The following is a 17162-nucleotide window of genomic DNA, read 5'->3' as shown; positions in this document are numbered from 1 at the left end:
AAGAAACCTGCCGCCGCGCAGATTCATGAATTGCTGCAACATTTGGCGTCAGACTATTAATAAGTTACTTGAATGCTAGCAGCAAAGCCGTTGAGCCCCCAAGGTTTTGGGGGTGCCCAGAGTAAGTCGCCGTTGCGAAACATACACGCATGAGCAGTCGTAAAAGGCTGTAAGCCGCCCGCCGTTTGCGGACTTGTTCACAGTTGGAGAAGGACCTGCTGGCGCTTTTTCGGCACAGCCAGCGCCCCTGCGGGTTTTCTATAATCAGGGCACCGCATCGGAGGCCCATGAGCGACGCCAAGAACAAGACCCCTCAGAATCCCCCCTCTGAGTCTCGCCCCGCTTCTCGCAATCCCACCCTCGCCTTCCTCACTCGCGCCTTCGCGGGATTTGCGGGAGTGCTCGTGGCCGGCGCATTTGGAATCGCGCTACTGGTGGCCCTGGCCCTGGCCATGGCATACCCCAACCTGCCCGATATCAGCGGGCTGACCGACTACCGCCCGAAGCTGCCGCTGCGCGTGCTGTCCAGCGACGGGCAACTGCTCGGCGAGTACGGCGAGGAACGCCGCAACTACCTGCCGATCAAGGACATCCCCAAGGTCATGCAGGACGCCGTGCTGGCCATCGAGGACGCCCGCTTCTACCAGCACGGCGGTGTCGACTACCTGGGCATCATCCGCGCCGGCCTGGCCAACGTCGGCGAGTCGCGCAGCCAGGGCGCCTCGACGATCACGATGCAGGTGGCGCGCAACTTCTACCTGACCACCGAGAAGACCTTCACCCGCAAGATCTACGAGATCCTGCTGGCGATGAAGATCGAGAATGCGCTCTCGAAGGAGAAGATCCTCGAGATCTACATGAACCAGATCTTCCTGGGCCACCGCGCCTACGGCTTCGCCGCGGCCAGCGAGGTCTACTTCGGCAAGCCGCTGAAGGACGTCACCGTGGCCGAGGCCGCGATGCTGGCCGGCCTGCCCAAGGCCCCTTCCGCCTACAACCCGATCAACAACCCGCGCCGCGCCAAGGTGCGCCAGCAGTACATCATCGAGCGCATGCTGGACAACGGCTACATCACGCCCGAGCAGCGCGACGAGGCCAAGGCCCAGCAGCTGCGCTACCGCACGGTGACCGACCTGCCCTCGCACGGCGAGTTCGTGGCCGAGTCGGCCCGCCAGCTGATCTTCAACCAGTACGGCGACGAAGCCTACACCCGCGGCCTGAACGTCTACCTGACGATCCGCGCCGACGAGCAGAACGTGGCCTACCGCGCGCTGCGCCGCGGCATCCTGGACTACGAGAAGCGCCAGGTCTACCGCGGCCCCGAGGCCTATGCCGACCTGCCCGCCGACCCGGCCGACCTGGACGTGCGCGTGGCCGAGGCGCTCGCCGACCACCCGGCCAACGACGAACTGCTGGCCGCCGTGGTGCTGGAGGCCGACCCGAAGAAGGTCGTGGCCGCGCTGCAGAGCGGCGAGTCGATCACGATCACCGGCGACGGCCTGAAGCCCGCCACCTCCGGCCTGGCCGGCACCAACCCGAAGACCAAGATCCGCCGAGGCGCGATCATCCGCGTGGTCAAGGGCACCGATGCCAAGACCGGCAAGGACAGCTGGACGCTCACGCAGCTACCGGAGGTCGAGGGCGCATTCGTGGCGATGGACCCGCGCAACGGCCGCTTGCGCGCGCTGGTCGGCGGTTTCGACTGGGCCAAGAACAAGTTCAACCACGTGACCCAGGCCTGGCGCCAGCCGGGCTCCGGCTTCAAGCCCTTCATCTACTCGGGCGCCCTGGAGAAGGGCTTCACCCCGGCAACGATCATCAACGACGCCCCGCTGTTCTTCGACGCCGGCGCCACCGGCAGCCAGCCCTGGGAGCCGAAGAACTACGACGGCAAGTTCGAGGGCCCGATGACGATGCGTCGGGCGCTGGCGCAGTCGAAGAACATGGTGTCCATCCGCATCCTGCAGTCGATCGGCGCGAAATACGGCCAGCAGTGGGTGACCCGCTTCGGCTTCGATGCGGACAAGCACCCGGCCTATCTGACCACCGCGCTCGGCGCAGGTTCAGTCACGCCGATGCAGATGGTGCAGGGCTATGCGGTCTTCGCCAATGGCGGCCACCGGGTAGCGCCGCAGCTGATCTCACGCGTGACCGACGCCAAGGGCCGCCTGCTGTTCGAGGCGCCCGCGGTGACGCTGGGCGAGGACAGCCGCGTGATCGAGGCGCGCAACGCCTTCATCATGAACAGCCTGCTGGAGGAAGTGGCCCGCACCGGCACCGCCGCCAAGGCCCAGGCCACGCTGAAGCGCCCCGACATCGGCGGCAAGACCGGCACCACCAACGACTCGATGGATGCCTGGTTCAACGGCTACCAGAAGGAGATGGTCGCCGTGGCCTGGATCGGCTACGACACGCCGCGCAAGCTCGGCGACCGCGAGACCGGCGGCGGCCTGGCCCTGCCCGTGTGGATCGAGTACGCCGGCTTCGCGCTGCGCAATGCGCCGGTCGAGGACCAGCCGGTACCCGAAGGCGTCGTCAACGTCGGCGGCGAGTGGTACTACGACGAGTACAGCGGCAACGCCGGCGTGCGCGCGCTGGGCGGCGACGATGCGTCGGGCAAGCTGCCTCAGACCGGCAGCGAGGACGAGAAGAAAAGCATCCTCGACCTGTTCAAGCGCTGAAGTCCAGGGCCTTGCCGGCCTGGGCGCTTCCTTGCTCGGACAGCACATCCAGGAACTCGACGCTGGTCTTCGTATCGAGCCAGCGTCCGTCCACGTGGCGGAAGTGGAAGCCGCCGCCGCGCGCCGCCAGCCACAGCTCCTGCAGCGGCGGCTGGGTGTTCAGCACGATCTTGCTGCCGCCCGGGAAGCTCAGCTCCAGCAGGCCGCCGCTGCGGTGCGAGTCGATGTCGATCACGTCCTCGTCCAGCCAGCGGTCGATCAGCGCTTCGATGCGGTCGAGCAGGGCGCGGGTCTGCGCGTGGTACTCGGCGTCGGACAGCGGCGTGGCGGCGGGTGCAGGAGTCTGGGACATGGGCGATAAACTGCTTTTGATGATGAACAAGAACCGACTGCTGCGAAGTGTAGGCCTCGCCACCCTCTCCCTCTGCGCCGCGCTGCTGATGGGCTGCGGGCAGAAGGGGCCATTGGTGCTGCCGAAGCCGGCGGGCGCCGCCAGTTCTCCGCAGCAACGCTAGATCCGGCCTTCCTCGACGGCGTGGCAGGCGATCTGCACGCCGCCGATCGTCAGCAACGCCGGCCGTTCGGCCTTGCAGCGTTCGTTGGCATGCGGGCAGCGCGGGTGGAAGCTGCAGCCGGTGGGCGGCTGCAGCGGATTGGGCACCTCGCCCTGCACCGGCGTGCGGCTGCGGCCGCTCATGTGGATATCGGGAATCGCGTCCAGCAGCATGCGCGTGTACGGGTGCCGCGGCCGCGCGAACAGCTCGGCCTTGCCGGCCAGTTCGACCAGACGGCCGAGATACATCACGCCCACCCGGTCCGCCACGTGCCGCACCACCGCCAGGTTGTGCGAGATGAACAGATAGCTCAGGCCCCGCTGGCGCTGCAGGTCCTTCATCAGGTTCAGCACCTGCGCCTGGACGGAAACATCCAGAGCCGAGGTCGGCTCGTCGCACACCAGGAACTCGGGCTCGGTGGCCAGCGCTCGGGCGATCGAGATGCGCTGGCGCTGGCCGCCGGAGAACTGGTGCGGGAACTTCTCGCTATCGGCAGCCGTCAGGCCCACCGACTGCAGCAACCCAGCCACGCGCGCCTGCAGTTCGGCCTTGCCGGTGACCAGGCCGTGCTCGATCAGCGGCTCGGCCACGATGTCCTGCACCTTCCAGCGCGGGTTCAGCGAGGCATAGGGATCCTGGAAGATCATCTGCATGCGGCGCCGCAGGGCCGCCGCGCCACTGCCGGCCAGCGTGGCCGCCGCATCGGCGCCATCGAAACGGACGGTCCCATGGGTCGGCGCATACAGGCCCACCAGCAGCCGCGCGACGGTGCTCTTGCCGCAACCGGACTCACCCACCAGCGCCAGCGTCGTGCCGCGTTCGATGGCAAAGCTGATGCCGTCGACCGCATGGACGAACAGCCGCCCCTTGCGCTCGATGACGCGGTTGAGCCAGGGCGGCGAGACCTCGAAGGTCTTCGCCAGGTCCTGCACCTCGACCAGCGCGGTCATGGCGCCACCTCCTCGGCCAGCAGCCAGCAGGCGGCCCGGGTGCCCGGCGCCGCCAGCAGTTCGGGCCGCTCGACCCGGCAGCGCTCGAAGACACGCGGGCAGCGCGGGTTGAAGGCGCAGCCGGTCGGAATCGCGTTGAGGCGGGGCATGGAGCCGTCGATCTGCAGCAGGCGCTCGCGGTCCTCGTCCATCGCGGGGATCGAGCCCATCAGGCCGACCGTGTAGGGATGGGCCGGCCGGTGGATGACCTCGGCCACCGGGCCGATCTCGACGATGCGGCCGGCGTACATCACGGCCACCCGGTCGCAGGTCTCGGCGATCACGCCCATGTCGTGCGTCACCAGCATGACCGCCGCATCCTGCTCGCGGCAGACCTTCTTCAGCAGCGAGATGATCTGGGCCTGGATCGAGACGTCGAGCGCCGTGGTCGGCTCGTCGGCGACGATCAGCTTCGGCGCAGCCGCCAGCGCCAGCGCGATGACGACCCGCTGGCGCATGCCACCGGAGAACTGGTGCGGATACTGGTCGATGCGCTGTTCGGCAGCGGGAATGCCGGTGGCCTGCAGCAGCTCGATCGCGCGCCGGCGCGCGGCGGCCTCGTTCATGTCCAGGTGGGTGCGGATCGTCTCCACCAGCTGGCGGCCCACCGTGTACAGCGGGTTCAGCGAGGTCAGCGGGTCCTGGAAGATGGCGCCGATCTGGCGGCCGCGGATGCGGCGCATCTGCTCGTAGGGCAACTGGTCGATGCGCCGGCCTTCGAGCAGGATCTCGCCGCCGGCGATGCGGCCCGGAGGATCGAGCAGGCCGATGATGGCCGCCCCGGTCAGCGACTTGCCCGCACCGGATTCGCCGACCACGCCGAGGATCTCGCCCGGCGCGATGTCGAAGGACACGTCGTCCAGCGCCAGGAGCGTGCCGCGCCGTGTCGGGAACTCGACACGCAGCTTGCGCACTTCCAGCAGGGATGAGGAGGATGAAGCCATGTTCAGCGCAGCCGGGGGTTGAGCGCGTCGCGCAGCCAGTCGCCCAGCAGGTTCAGGCTCAGCGCGATGGTCACCAGCATCGCGCTGGGCCAGACCAGGATCCACCACTCGCCGGAGAAGAGGAAGTCGTTGCCGACACGGATCAGCGTGCCCAGCGAGGGGCTGGTCGGCGGCACGCCGACGCCGAGGAAGGACAGCGTGGCCTCGGTGATGATGGCCGCCGCCACCTGCAGCGTCGCCAGCACCAGCACCGGGCCCAGCACATTGGGCAGCACGTGGCGGCGCATGATGCGCAGCGGCCGCACGCCGATCACCCGCGCCGCCTGCACGTACTCCTTGTTGCGCTCGACCAGCGTGGAGCCGCGCACCGTGCGCGCGTAGGACACCCAGCCGGACAGCGAGATGGCGAGGATCAGCACCGCGAAGGCCAGCACGTCATGCGCGTCCGGATACAGCGCGCGGCCCACGCCATCGATCAGCAGCGCGATCAGGATCGAGGGGAAGGACAGCATCACGTCGCAGACCCGCATGATGAAGGCGTCCACAACGCCGCCGACGAAGCCGGCCAGCAGGCCCAGGCCCACGCCCAGCACCATCGAGATCAGCACCGAGGCGAGGCCCACCAGCAGCGAGATGCGCGCCCCGTACATCAGCGCCGACAGGATGTCGCGCCCCTGGTCGTCCGTGCCCAGCAGGTACTTCACGCTGCCCCCTTCCATCCATGACGGGGGCAGGCGCGCGTCCATCAACTCCAGCGACGCCAGGTCGAAGGGGTTGTGCGGCGCCACCCAGCCGGCAAAGGCCGCGCAGAACAAGCACGCGAGCGCCAGCAGCGCCGCCACGATCGCCACCGGCGAGGAGCGGAACGAGTGCCAGACGTCGCCGTCGAAGAATCGCTGGAGCGAGGCCATCATCGTCATCGATCAATGCATCCGGCCCTCGACGCGCAAGCGCGGGTCGACGCTGAAGTAGAGAAGGTCGACGACCAGGTTGATCGTCACGAAGATCAGCGAGATCAGGCACAGGTAGGCGGCCATCACCGGGATGTCGGCGAACTGCACCGACTGGATGAAGAGCAGGCCCATGCCGGGCCACTGGAAGACGGTCTCGGTGATGATCGAGAAGGCGATCAGCGAGCCCAGTTGCAGGCCGGTGATCGTGATCACCGGCACCAGCGTGTTGCGCAGCGCGTGGCCGAAGTAGACGGTGCGGTTCGTCAGGCCGCGTGCCCGGGCGAACTTGATGTAGTCGGTGCGCAGCACCTCCAGCATCTCGGCGCGCACCAGGCGCATGATCAGGGTCAGCTGGAAGATCGCCAGCGTGGTGGCCGGCAGCACCAGATGGCGCAAGCCGTCCAGCGTCAGCAGGCCGGTGGTCCAGGGGCCGAGGGCCACCACATCGCCCCGCTGCGAGGCCGGCAGCCAGGTCAAGCCGACGGCGAAGACCAGCATCAGCAAGGGCCCGATCACGAAGGTCGGCAGCGACACACCCAGCAGCGACAGGATCATCAGCAGTTGCGAGTCGCCCCGTCCGCGCCGCAGCGCGGCATAGACGCCCAGCGGGATGCCCGCTCCCAGCGCAATCAGCGCAGCCACCGCCGACAGCTCCAGCGTGGCCGGCAGCCGCTCGACGATCAGGCTGGAGACGCGCCGCCCCTGCCGCAGGCTCAGGCCGAATTCACCCTGCGCCGCATTGACCACGAAATGCGCGAACTGGACCGGGGCAGGCTTGTCCAGCCCGAGCTCGCGCCGCAACTCGGCACGCTGCTCCGGCGTCGCATCCTGGCCCAGCATATTGCTCACCGGGTCGCCGACGTACTGGAACATCATGAAGGCGATGAAGGCCACCGCCAGCATCACGATCAGCGCTTGCACGAGACGACGGAGGATGAAGACGAGCATCAGGTCGGGGTCAGGTCTTGCGTTGTAGGACTGCGCTCGATTGTGTCCGAAAAAGAAAACGGGCCGCGATGCGGCCCGTTTCGTTCACCCGATCGGCTGGCGATCAGAAGCGGTGGCGCAGGCCCACCATCGCCTGGTAGCGGCGGCTTGCACCGTTGGTGTAGCCCTCGCCGTTCTTGAAGTTGGTGCGATCGGCCTCGAAGTAGGCATCGGTGCGCTTCGAGAAGGCGTAATCAGCCACGAACGACAGGAAGTCGGACTTGTACTTCGCGCCGGTGGAGTCGATCTTGTGCTCCATGTGGTAGTACTCGGCGCCCAGGTTGATCTGCGTGGTCAGCTGGTAGGTGCCGCCGAACATGATCATGTCGCGCTGCTGGGAGGACGTTGCCGGAGCGCCTGCGCCGGTCGTCAGCGCGGTCAGCGCGGCGCCGTTCAGGAAGCCCGCGGCATAGGTCGCGGCCAGGACGTTGGCGCCGGCATCGAACTTGTTCTTCATCCAGGACAGGTTGACGTAGATCGGACCGTCGGTGTACGCACCACCCAGGATCGTGCCCTTGACCTTCTTGCCGAGCGAGGTGGCCGCGCTCGCGCCCTCCGTCTGCAGATAGCCGCCACCGAAGGCGAACGGGCCGGACTGGTACTTGATGGCGCCACCGGCCGACTTGTCGACCGCCGAGCCTTCACCGGCGCTGACCTGCAGTTCAGCGGTGACCGGGCCACCGACGAACTTGTACTTGACCATATTGTCCTGGCGGTTGTTCAGCGTCATGCCGAGCTCAGGCTTGTACTGGTCGATGTAGGTCGAGTACTTGTACGAGGAGAAGGTCGTGGCGTTCAGGTCGAACAGCACGTTGTACTGGCGACCCAGGGTCACCACACCGAAATCGTTGGAAGCCAGGCCCACCCAGGATTGGAACCAGAAGACACCCGCCGGCGAAGAGCCCGCCGTGGTACCGGTGTCCAGGGACAGCCGGTGTTCCAGGTTGGCCAGGGCGCGCATGCCACCACCCAGGTCTTCGTTGATCGTGAAACCGAGGCGACTCTGCGACAGCCCGCTGTTGGCCAACGTGTTCTTGCTGACACCGGGGTTGGCATTGCTGGTCCGCTTCATGGCGGCATCGACGATGCCGTACATCGTCACCGTGCTCGGCTGAGCCCAGGCTGCGGTCGTTCCTGCGGCCAGAACGGCCAATGCCAGGGTTGCTTTTTTCATCGATGTCTCCTGCTGTGGATTTGTGGGAACCTGATTGATTCTCTAGGAACATCGCGCGGACACCGAACATCCTGTTGTCCACAGCCAACAATGGCTAACCCTGTGTCCAGACGATACATCGCCACGAACGGACGCAAAAAAGCCGCCCGGAGGCGGCTCTTGCAATCGGCAGGACAAGCCTGCCGGAAAGCGCGCAGCTTCTTAGAAGCTGTGCTTGATGCCGACGTCGACGCTGCCCGACGAACCGTTGCGCACGGGGTTGTAGGCGTCGGTCAGGGCAAAGGCGGAGTTGCCCTTGTTCTTGATCTCGCTCACGTTGCCGTACAGGCTGGTGCGCTTGGACAGGCTGTACACGTAGCCGACCGAGAAGTGCTCGGCCTTGTCGCCCAGGTTGGCCGGAGCCAGGCGAGCGGCGTCGTTGAACTTGCTGTTCGTGTACGAAGCCAGGATCACGCCCGGGCCGACCGGAGCCGTGGCGGCGATCGTCCAGTTGTCCTGCTTGCGGGCGCCGAACTTGATCTGCGTGTAGATGAAGGCAGGCTTCACCATGCCGAAATCGTAGTTGGCAGCGATGGTTGCCAGCTTCAGCTTGTCGGTCGCGCCGTCGATGGTGGTCTGGTTCAGGGCGCCAGCCACGTGCAGGGCGTTCAGCTTGTAGCCGATGCGGCCGCTGAACTGCTTCTGGCTCAGCGAACCCGTGGTGCCAGCGCCTTCGCCGGCAGCCACGTTCAACTGGCCGTAGAAACCACCCAGGTTGCCCGGGGTGATGTAGATGGCCTGGTTGTTGTTGCGGTTCTGCGTGCTGTCGCCGAACAGTTGGGCGCCTTCGCTGCCCAGCGTCGAGTACGTGTTGTACATCGCGCCCTGGCCGACGTTGCCGTACGGGTCGAAGTCGTCCAGCGTCAGTTCCGACGCGGTCTTGTCGCGGCCGAGGCGGACTTCACCGAAGTCGCCCATCAGGCTGACGGTCGAGCGACGGTTCCAGTAACCAGCCGTGGACGAGCCACCCGCGCCGGTGTCGGCGCCGACGCCGCTTTCCAGCCAGAAGCCGGCCTTCAGGCCGCCACCCAGATCCTCGACGCCACGCACGCCCAGGCGGCTGCTGTTGTAGCCGTCCTTGGACAGGCTGAACTTCGACTGGCCGTTGGACTTCGTGTAACGGGTAGCCAGATCGATAACGCCGAACAGCGTGACCGACGACTGCGCAGCAGCGGTACCGGCGATCGCGCTCAGAACTGCGAACGCAACGATCGATTTTTTCATTAGAAAGCTCCTAGAAAATCAATGAGGCCCCGCCGTGCAGAAAGCGCTGCGGGGCGACCTTCCCAGGTGGAAAGTTGCGCCATTCCACCAGACGGCCGAGGCCTAGGGAAGTTCCTGATAGATAATTTTTGAAAAGTCGTTGTGACTCAGCAACAACAACCAAATCTCACAAAACCGACACAAGGCCCGTTCCATGCTCGCGGCCTTGCCATCAACGCGCCATGCATTCGATGAACCAACGCCCTGCCCTGTCGGGTCCCGACCGCCTGCTGGCCAGCCTTGACGAAGGCCTGCGCACCGTCTTCGGCAAGCCCGCGGCACGGCGCCCTTCCCCGGCCGACGGCGTCGCCCACGACGAACCGCTGGCCCCGCAGGAGCAGCGCCTGGCCGGCGCGCTGATGCGGGTCAATCACGTCGGCGAAGTCTGCGCCCAGGCACTGTATCAATCGCAGGCCATGTTCAGCCGCAGTCCCGCGCTGCGCGCGCACTTCGCACAGGCGGCGCAGGAGGAGCTTGACCATCTGGCCTGGACGCGACAGCGCGTCGAAGAACTGGGCACCCACACCAGCTGGCTCAATCCCTTCTGGTACGGCGGCGCCTTCGCCCTCGGCAGTCTGGCCGGCCTGGCCGGTGATCGCATCAGCCTGGGTTTCGTCGTCGAGACCGAGCGCCAGGTCGAACAGCATCTGGCCAGCCACCTCGAGCGCCTGCCCGCGGGCGATCACGCGTCGCGGGCCGTCGTGGACCAGATGCGCGACGAGGAGGCCCGCCACGCCGACGAGGCGCTGCAGGCCGGCGCCCGGTTGCTGCCGCCGCCGGTCAGGGGCCTGATGAAGCTGGCCGCCCGCGTGATGACGGGCACGGCGCACTACGTCTGAGGCAGGACGATCAGCCTTCGACGATCTCCACCGAGGTCGTGATCGCCGCCGTCTTCGCCAGCATGATGCTGGCCGAGCAGTACTTCTCGTGCGACAGCGCGACGGCCCGCTCGACGACTTCCTGCTTCAGGCCCTTGCCGGTGACGACGAAGTGCATGTGGATGGCGGTGAACACCTTGGGCTCGACCGGCGCGCGCTCGGCCTTCAGGCTCACCTGGCAGCCGCGCACATCGTGGCGGCCGCGCTTGAGGATCAGCACCACGTCATACGCGGTGCAGCCGCCGGTGCCGGCCAGCACGGTCTCCATCGGCCGCGGGGCCAGGTCTCGCCCCCCGCCGTCCGGCGCGCCATCCATCGTCAGCAGATGGCCGCTGCCGGTCTCGGCAACGAAGCTCATGCCGCCCGCGCCCATCCAGTTGATCGTGCATTCCATGGTCCGAAAACTCCTCTTTCTGCTCTAGGGCGCAATTAGTCCACAACTTTCTGGTCGGAATATATTGCGGCGCAACATAGCCAGCGCTAGAATTGGATCCAAGCAATGCAAAAGGCAGTGTTCCTGGCGATCCCAAGAAGCTCCTGGCGCAACGCACCGTTTGTCTCCTCCACCGCCTCAATGGTGGATTCAACCCTGAGTTCGTGAGAACTCAGGGTTTTTTTTGTGCCCCTCGCCTGGGCTGCTGGCCCTGGACGGGCAGCAGACCAGTCGGTCCCCCAGGGGGGCGGCCCGGCGGGCGCCCCAGTCCAACACGAATACCGCGGTCAGCGGCTCGATTGGACGTCGAGCGGGAACTTGGCGCAGCCCAGGCGCGTGGAGATGTCGCGGCTGGCGTTGGTGAGCATCTGCACGACTTCCGGTGCCTTGGCTTCATCGAAGCGGAAGGTCGGGAAGGAGACGCTCATGCCGGCGATGGGCTGGCCCAGGCGGTCGAAGATCGGGATGCCGAGGCAGCGGATGTGGTCGTCGAACTCCTCGCGGTCCTCGCCGAAGCCCTGCGCCTTCACGCGCTCCAGTTCGGCCAGATAGGCCTTGGGCTCGACGATGGTCTTGTCGCGGAAGCGCTGGAAGTTGATGCCGGCCATGATGCGCTCACGCCGGTCCGGGTGCTCCCAGGCCAGCAGCACCTTGCCGATGGCGGTGCAGTGCAGCGGCGCGCGGCGGCCCACCTTGGAATACATGCCCAGCGTGTGGCGCGAGTCGATCTTGTGGACGTAGATGATCTCGCTGTCGATCAGCGTGCCCAGGTGCACCGTCTCGCCGGTCGTGTCGGCCAGCATCTGCATGTGGTGGCGGGACAGGTCGACGAGGTCCGGGTACTGCAGCGCCTTGGCGCCCAGCTCGAAGGCCTTCATCGTCAGGCCGTAGCGCTCGCTGTCGGACTCCTGGCGCACATAGCCCAGGCCCTTCATCGACTGCAGGAAGCGGTAGACCGTCGCCTTGGGCATGCCCAGCCGCATCGAGAGATCGGAGATGCCGGTCTCGTGCCGCTCCGACAACTCCTGCAGGATGGCAAAGACCTTCAGGACCGCCGCTACCGATTCCGGCTGCTGTTTGCCGCCGGAGCCTTCATTGGAATCGTCATCCATCGTTTTGACTTTATCGGGCTGGTGTTTCAAAAACGATTATGGCCGCAAACCCCGTGCTGCGCCGGCAGCCTCGCGGATGCGGGCTGCCGCCTGCTCGGCAGGTTCGACCGGCTCGGCCAGCCACTGCGGCTGCCAGCCGACTTCGGCCGACAGGCTCGCCTGCGGATTGGCCGCACGCAGTTCCGCCAGCAGGTCCACCGGCTTGCCGTTGAGCACCGAGCCGCGGTCGCTGAAGACGCTGCCCTTCCACCAGTGCACCAGCTTGCCCGCCGGGATGTCCGCTGACATGTCGAAGGCATTGGCCTCGCTGACGATGCGCGAGTTCACGCCCACGCCGAGCGAGTAGCCATAGGCGTACGGCACGTCGCTGCGGCCGACGAAGAGGTTGTCGTAGACGTGGACCTGACCCCAGCGCACCCGCGGCGTGCGCTCCTTCACCTGCTCGAACAGGTTGTGGTGCAGCGTCACGCGCAGCCGGCCCTCGTCGAGCTTCTGCGAATCGCTGCTGCCGATCAGCATGGTCTTGTCATGCTGGGTGAAGCGGTTCCAGGAGACGGTCACCAGGTCCGACTGCTGGGTGATGTCCAGCAGGCCGTCGTGGTGCTGCATCTTGCGGCCCAGCGCGATGCGCTCGGCCTGGTCGGGCCGCAGTCCGTCGTCGAAGGTGCAGTGGTCCACCCACACATGGGTGGCGCCGCGCAACGTGATCGTGTCGTATTCGGAGTTCCACTCGCCGTTGGCGTTGTCCTTCGGGTCCCAGGCCGGGAACAGGTCGTAGGCGTCCGAGAAGTGGAGGTTGCGGACGATGATGTTGTCCACCTTGCCGAGGAACAGCGTGCCGCCGGTGATCGCCGCATCGCGGCCGATGCCGACGATCGTCGTGTTCGACGACACGCGGATCACGATCTGCTCGGCCTGGCGCTTCGCCGAGCGCGCCCGCGCCTCTTCCAGCGGGCCGGTGATCGGCGCCTTGCCCCAGACGGCCGGGTCGTAGGTCTTCAGGAAGGCCTCGAAATCGAAGGCCGGATCGCGGAAGTCCTCGAAGCCGAGGCGTTTGCCTTGCGCATCGAGGGTCAGGTCGATCAGGCCCTCGATGCGGACGATCTTCGGCCGCTCGCCTGCGGCGCGGAAGGCCGCCAGCAACTGCTCGCGATTGCGCACGGTGAACACGTCGGCCGGTGCTGCATCGGCGCCGCCGCGCGTGCCGCCGTCGGCGGCGGCCCAGCCGTCCTTCGCAGGCAGCACTTCGCGCGACAGATCGCGGACATTGCCATATTCGGCAAAGCGATTGCCCTCGGCCGTGTAGGGCCGGCGCGAGGTCGAAGCCGACCAGCCGGCCAGATGCGCGCCCAGCTCGCTGTCGCGGATCAAGGCCTGGCCGTCCGGCGAACTGCGCGCCTTCCACTCGCCACGCGCCACGCCGAAGTCCCAGGCGCGGCCCAGCGAGATCGAGGCCGGTGCCACGCCCGGCTCGGCCGTCAGCCGGCTGTCCACGACCAGGATCCCATAACGCTGATCCCAAGCGGTATCCGGCGCCAGCACATGGCCGCCGTTGCCGGGCTTGCGGCGGCCGGCGCGGCTGCGGATCTCGCTGTGGTCGATGACCAGCGCGGCGGCGCCGAAGATGAAGTCCACATCGCCCGTGATGAAGCTGTCGCGCACGTAGACGCGGCCGGGCCGCGCGTAGAACGTGTCCTGGTGGCCGACCAGCCGCACGTCCTGCAGCTGGATGCGGTCGCCGCCGGTCATCAGCGCCACCGCCTGGGCACCTCCGGATTCGCTGACGTCCGCCGGATAGCCGATGCCGTCGCGCACCTGGTCCATCGCATCGTTGGCGATGGTCAGTCGCGCCACCTGCATGTCGTCGCTGAACAGCGCGACGCTGGCGCTGCCCAGCGTGCCGGTCGTCGTCGCCTTCGGGTCGGGCAGGCAGCGGTTGATGCCCTGCGGTCCCTCGGCGTTGTAGTGGCCGGCGACGATCACGACGGCGCTTGGATCGCCCGCGCCATACAAGGTGACCGGCGCCCTGCCCTTGACGCAGACCTGCTCGCGGTAGGTCCCCGGCCGCATCTCGATGTAGACGCGACGGCCCTGGGTCGGCACGGCATCCAACGCCGCCTGCAGCGTGCGATGGGTGCCGCTGCCGTCCGCGGCGACGACGAAGTCCGGCTTCGTCCATTCCTGCGGCTTCAGCGGCTGGGGATGCCAGTCGCCCAGATAGTCCTGCATGCGGTACTGCGCCGCCTGCACATCGCTGAGTTGCGGCCGCTGCGCCTGCGCCGCCAGCGCCACGAACGCCAGGGTCAATAGAGCCAGCCTCATGCCAGGTCCGCCAGGTACAGCGCCGGCTCGCCCGGCCTTTCCTTGTCGCAGCTGAACAGCACCTGCTTCTCGTCGGGCGTGAAGCTCGGGTGCGGGTGCGTGACCTGGCGGCTGTCCTTGTAGACGCCCCAGCCGCTGTCGTGACGGGCGATGGCACGGGTCTCGCCGGTCTTGAGGTCGAACAGGTGCAGATAGGGGTCGCCGGTCAGCATCTCGTTGCTGGCCGATGAATCGCCGCTGGCCTTGCCGCAGCCGTCGCCGACGATCAGCGTGCCGTCGAAGTTGCTCATCAGGTGCGAGCACGGCGGCATCGCGGAGAGCAGCCGGTTCTCCAGCGTCACCGGATCGAGGCTGTAGATCCAGCGCTCGGGCGAGGAGTGGTCGTAGCTGACGTAGATCATCGCGCTGCCGTCCGGCACCCAGAACTCGTGCGTGCAGCTCTCGCCCTCGCGGTGTTCCTTGGCGCAGCGGCGGTTCGTGCCGTCCTCGTTGATGAACCACATGCGCGCATCGATCAGGTCGTGCGGGCCCTCGTGGCAATAGGCCACGGTGTTGTCGTCGAAGGGGCGGTACTGCGGGTGGCCCAGCCAGCCGCGCTGTTCGAGGATCACGGTCCGCGCGCCCGTGCGCAGGTCCACGCTGAAGAGCCGGCAGCGCGGCTTCTGGTGGAACATCTCGTTGAACTTCTGCCAGGTGTTCAAGGGGAACCAGTCGTCGGCATGGATCTCGATGCCGACCATCTTCGTGCAGTCGCTGTTGCTGACCCAGGTCCCGTAGCCGACCCAGCCCTGCGGCACGACGTAGACGACCTCCTCGCTCAGGTCGGCCAGCGAGAGGCGAATCAGCTGCCGCTCCGCGCGCACGAAGTACAGGTACTGGTCGTCCGGCGACATGAAGCCGCCGAAGGTGTTCTCGCCGGCCTGGTCGGTCAGCTGCGTGGCGACCTGGCTCTGCAGGTCCAGCAGGTGGTAGTTCCATTGGCCGTCGCTGCGGCCGAACTCGCCTGCGAAGACCAGCTTCGAGCCATCATTCGAGAAACACTTCTGGTAGAAGTAGTTGCGATGGCAGGTCACATCCAGCGGCGTCAGGCGGGTGACACGGGCGCCGGTGTCGGGATCCTGGTGCGACTCGAACTTCAGCTGGCGTTGGGTGGCTTTGCTCATGATCACTTGATCCGCTTAAGTAGTGCGTTACCTTCATTGACCAGCCGGCCCGCGGCCTCCTGGTCCGATGCCTTGCCGTAGGCCACCGTCTCGAACACCTCGCGCATGAACTTGTTCATCCGCGCATGCTCGAACAGCGGCGAGGGCAGCTCGATGTTCCCGGCCGTCTTCTGCACCTTGATCTGCTCGTAGGCCGCCAGCTCCAGCGGGGGGATCTTGCCGGCGTCCAGCAGGGTCTTGAACGGCGCCTCGGCCGAGGGCAGGCCGCGAGTGCGGCCGAGGATCTGCGCGGCCTCGGGGTCGGTCAGCAGGAAGTTGACGAAGCGCGCCGCGAGTTCCGGATGCTTGCAGTTGCGGCCCACGGTGAACATCAGCGTCGGACGGCCGAACATGCCGCTGTTCTTCGCGCCGGGCAGCGTCGGGAAGGCGCCCAGCGCCAGCTTCTGGTCCTTGTCCAGCGTGCTGGAGCGCAGGCCGATCACCGAATCCCAGGTGTAGTTGCCGGCCCAGTTGCCGACCACCCATTCCTGCTCCTGCTCGGTCGCCTTGTCCGCGCCGCCGAGGCTCGCGCGCAGCGGCAGTGGCACGCCCACGTGCTGCTCGATCAGCCGCCGGTAGGTCTGCACCCATTCCAGCGCCGCGGCGGGGCTCATCGCCACCTGGGGCGCCTGCGGGTCGATATAGGCGGTGCCATGCTTCTGCTGCACATAGGCCTGCGAGAGCAGGATCATGTCGTAGAGCTCGCCGTCCAGCGGGTAGGCCTGGTCGCCGAGCTTCGCCTTGAACACAGGACCCGCGGCGAACAGCTCATCCCAGGTCTTCGGCAGCGCGAGGCCGGCGCGACGCCAGGCCGCCTGGTTCAGCAGCATGATGCGCGCGCTGTACGAGACCGAAAGGCCATTGAGCTTGCCGCCCACCATGCCCATGGCCAGGTCCTCGGCGCTGAACTGGCTGAGGTCGAGCACCTGCCGGTACTGATTCAGGTCGGTGAAGCCGTTGCCACGCTTGCTGAACATGGCCATCCAGGCCCAGTTGATCTGCATGACGTCGGGCTCGGAGCCGCCGGCGATCTGGGTGGTCAGCCGCTCCAAGTAGCCGTTGAAGCCCATGTACTCGGCCTTGATCTTCACGCCCGGATGGCGCTGCTCGAACAGCGCAATCGCCCGCAGCGTGGCCTCGTGCCGGCCTGCGCCGCCCCACCAGGAGAAGCGCAGCACGGTCTGGCCGTTCGCATCGGTACGGCCACAACCTGCCAGCGGCGCGGCCAAGGCGGTGAGCAGCAGCTCGCGGCGCTTCATGACGAGCGCAGGCTGGCGCCGCTCTCGGCGTCGAACAGATGGGCCTGCCCCATCTGCACATGGAAGACATGCGCCGCGCCGCGCTGCTTGTCGGCCAGTCCATTGAGCTGGTCGGCCGGCACGCGGGCGGTCAGCGGCAGGGCGCCCAGGTCGAAGTGCACATAGACCTCGCTGCCCATGTGCTCGACAAAGCGCAGCGTGCCGGGCAGCTCGACCGTGTCGTGGCGCGCCGCAGCGGTGATGTGCTCGGGCCGCAGCCCCAGTTTCACCGCACGCGGCCGGCCCGCCAGCGAAACGAAGCGGCCCGCCGGCAGGGGCAAGACCTGGCCCCCGATCGCCACGCCGCTGCCGTTCGCCAGCTCGGCCTCATGG

At 66.9% G+C, this 17162-nt stretch carries 16 protein-coding genes; 3 read left to right on the top strand and 13 right to left on the bottom strand.

The features are described 5' to 3' along the window. Window positions 1-287 precede the first annotated feature (287 nt). The gene (locus B0W88_RS05920) at window positions 288-2681 is read left to right on the top strand and encodes a penicillin-binding protein 1A (protein WP_077033734.1); all 2394 of its coding nucleotides are present in this window, start codon (window positions 288-290) and stop codon (window positions 2679-2681) included. Here B0W88_RS05920 and cyaY read toward each other — a convergent pair. After that, the gene (gene cyaY / locus B0W88_RS05915; protein WP_083748610.1) at window positions 2671-3033 is read right to left on the bottom strand and encodes an iron donor protein CyaY; all 363 of its coding nucleotides are present in this window, start codon (window positions 3031-3033) and stop codon (window positions 2671-2673) included. The genes B0W88_RS05920 and cyaY overlap by 11 nt on opposite strands. Between cyaY and B0W88_RS33485 the strand changes: the two genes are divergently transcribed. Next, window positions 3032-3196 (top strand): lipoprotein, encoded by a 165-nt coding sequence (locus B0W88_RS33485; RefSeq protein ID WP_158080804.1) that lies wholly within the window; start codon window positions 3032-3034, stop codon window positions 3194-3196. The two genes, cyaY and B0W88_RS33485, sit on opposite strands and share 2 nt — an antisense overlap. Here the strand turns inward: B0W88_RS33485 and B0W88_RS05910 are convergent. The 6 genes from B0W88_RS05910 to B0W88_RS05885 form a co-directional block, all read right to left on the bottom strand. Then, window positions 3193-4185 (bottom strand): ABC transporter ATP-binding protein, encoded by a 993-nt coding sequence (locus tag B0W88_RS05910; RefSeq protein WP_077033733.1) that lies wholly within the window; start codon window positions 4183-4185, stop codon window positions 3193-3195. The two genes, B0W88_RS33485 and B0W88_RS05910, sit on opposite strands and share 4 nt — an antisense overlap. Continuing rightward, window positions 4182-5168, bottom strand: coding sequence for an ABC transporter ATP-binding protein (locus tag B0W88_RS05905; RefSeq protein ID WP_077033732.1), 987 nt, complete (start codon window positions 5166-5168; stop codon window positions 4182-4184). Before B0W88_RS05905 ends, B0W88_RS05910 begins: the two co-directional genes overlap by 4 nt. Window positions 5169-5170: 2 nt before the next feature. Next, entirely contained in the window at window positions 5171-6079 is a 909-nt protein-coding gene (locus tag B0W88_RS05900; RefSeq protein ID WP_369973845.1) for an ABC transporter permease, read from the bottom strand. A 12-nt stretch (window positions 6080-6091) separates the two neighbouring features. Continuing rightward, on the bottom strand, window positions 6092-7069 hold the full coding sequence (locus B0W88_RS05895) for an ABC transporter permease (RefSeq protein ID WP_077033731.1): 978 nt from the start codon (window positions 7067-7069) through the stop codon (window positions 6092-6094). Window positions 7070-7172: 103 nt separating this feature from the next. After that, entirely contained in the window at window positions 7173-8282 is a 1110-nt protein-coding gene (locus B0W88_RS05890; protein ID WP_077033730.1) for a porin, read from the bottom strand. 201 nt (window positions 8283-8483) lie between these two features. Beyond that, window positions 8484-9545 carry a porin gene (locus B0W88_RS05885; protein WP_077033729.1) on the bottom strand — a complete coding sequence of 354 codons (1062 nt, stop codon included), beginning with the start codon at window positions 9543-9545 and terminating at the stop codon, window positions 8484-8486. A 230-nt stretch (window positions 9546-9775) separates the two neighbouring features. Here B0W88_RS05885 and coq7 point away from each other — a divergent pair, with 230 nt between their 5' ends. Then, on the top strand, window positions 9776-10423 hold the full coding sequence (gene coq7, locus B0W88_RS05880; protein WP_077033751.1) for a 2-polyprenyl-3-methyl-6-methoxy-1,4-benzoquinone monooxygenase: 648 nt from the start codon (window positions 9776-9778) through the stop codon (window positions 10421-10423). 10 nt (window positions 10424-10433) lie between these two features. On the opposite strand, the gene B0W88_RS05875 is transcribed toward coq7, so the two are convergent. The 6 genes from B0W88_RS05875 to B0W88_RS05850 all read right to left on the bottom strand — a co-directional run. Then, window positions 10434-10856, bottom strand: a complete 423-nt coding sequence (locus B0W88_RS05875) for an OsmC family protein (protein WP_077033728.1) — start codon at window positions 10854-10856, stop codon at window positions 10434-10436. A 326-nt stretch (window positions 10857-11182) separates the two neighbouring features. Then, window positions 11183-12007 (bottom strand): DNA-binding transcriptional regulator KdgR, encoded by an 825-nt coding sequence (gene kdgR / locus B0W88_RS05870; RefSeq protein ID WP_077033727.1) that lies wholly within the window; start codon window positions 12005-12007, stop codon window positions 11183-11185. A gap of 36 nt (window positions 12008-12043) precedes the next feature. Further along, a complete protein-coding gene (locus tag B0W88_RS05865) occupies window positions 12044-14329 on the bottom strand; it encodes a pectinesterase family protein (protein WP_083748609.1) in 2286 nt (761 codons plus the stop codon). Then, complete coding sequence (locus B0W88_RS05860; protein ID WP_077033725.1) at window positions 14326-15492, bottom strand: oligogalacturonate lyase family protein; 1167 nt, start codon at window positions 15490-15492, stop codon at window positions 14326-14328. Before B0W88_RS05860 ends, B0W88_RS05865 begins: the two co-directional genes overlap by 4 nt. 2 nt (window positions 15493-15494) lie before the next feature. After that, the gene (locus B0W88_RS05855) at window positions 15495-16790 is read right to left on the bottom strand and encodes an ABC transporter substrate-binding protein (RefSeq protein WP_077033724.1); all 1296 of its coding nucleotides are present in this window, start codon (window positions 16788-16790) and stop codon (window positions 15495-15497) included. Next, the coding region (locus tag B0W88_RS05850; protein ID WP_144006626.1) for a TOBE domain-containing protein at window positions 16787-17162 on the bottom strand (376 nt) is incomplete at its 5' end. The genes B0W88_RS05850 and B0W88_RS05855, both read right to left, overlap by 4 nt.

This window comes from Pelomonas sp. KK5, from assembly GCF_001984095.1.
In the GTDB taxonomy this organism is placed as follows: domain Bacteria; phylum Pseudomonadota; class Gammaproteobacteria; order Burkholderiales; family Burkholderiaceae_C; genus KK5.
The sequence above is the reverse complement of the archived record's forward strand: the minus strand, read 5'-3'. Positions and strand labels throughout refer to the sequence as shown.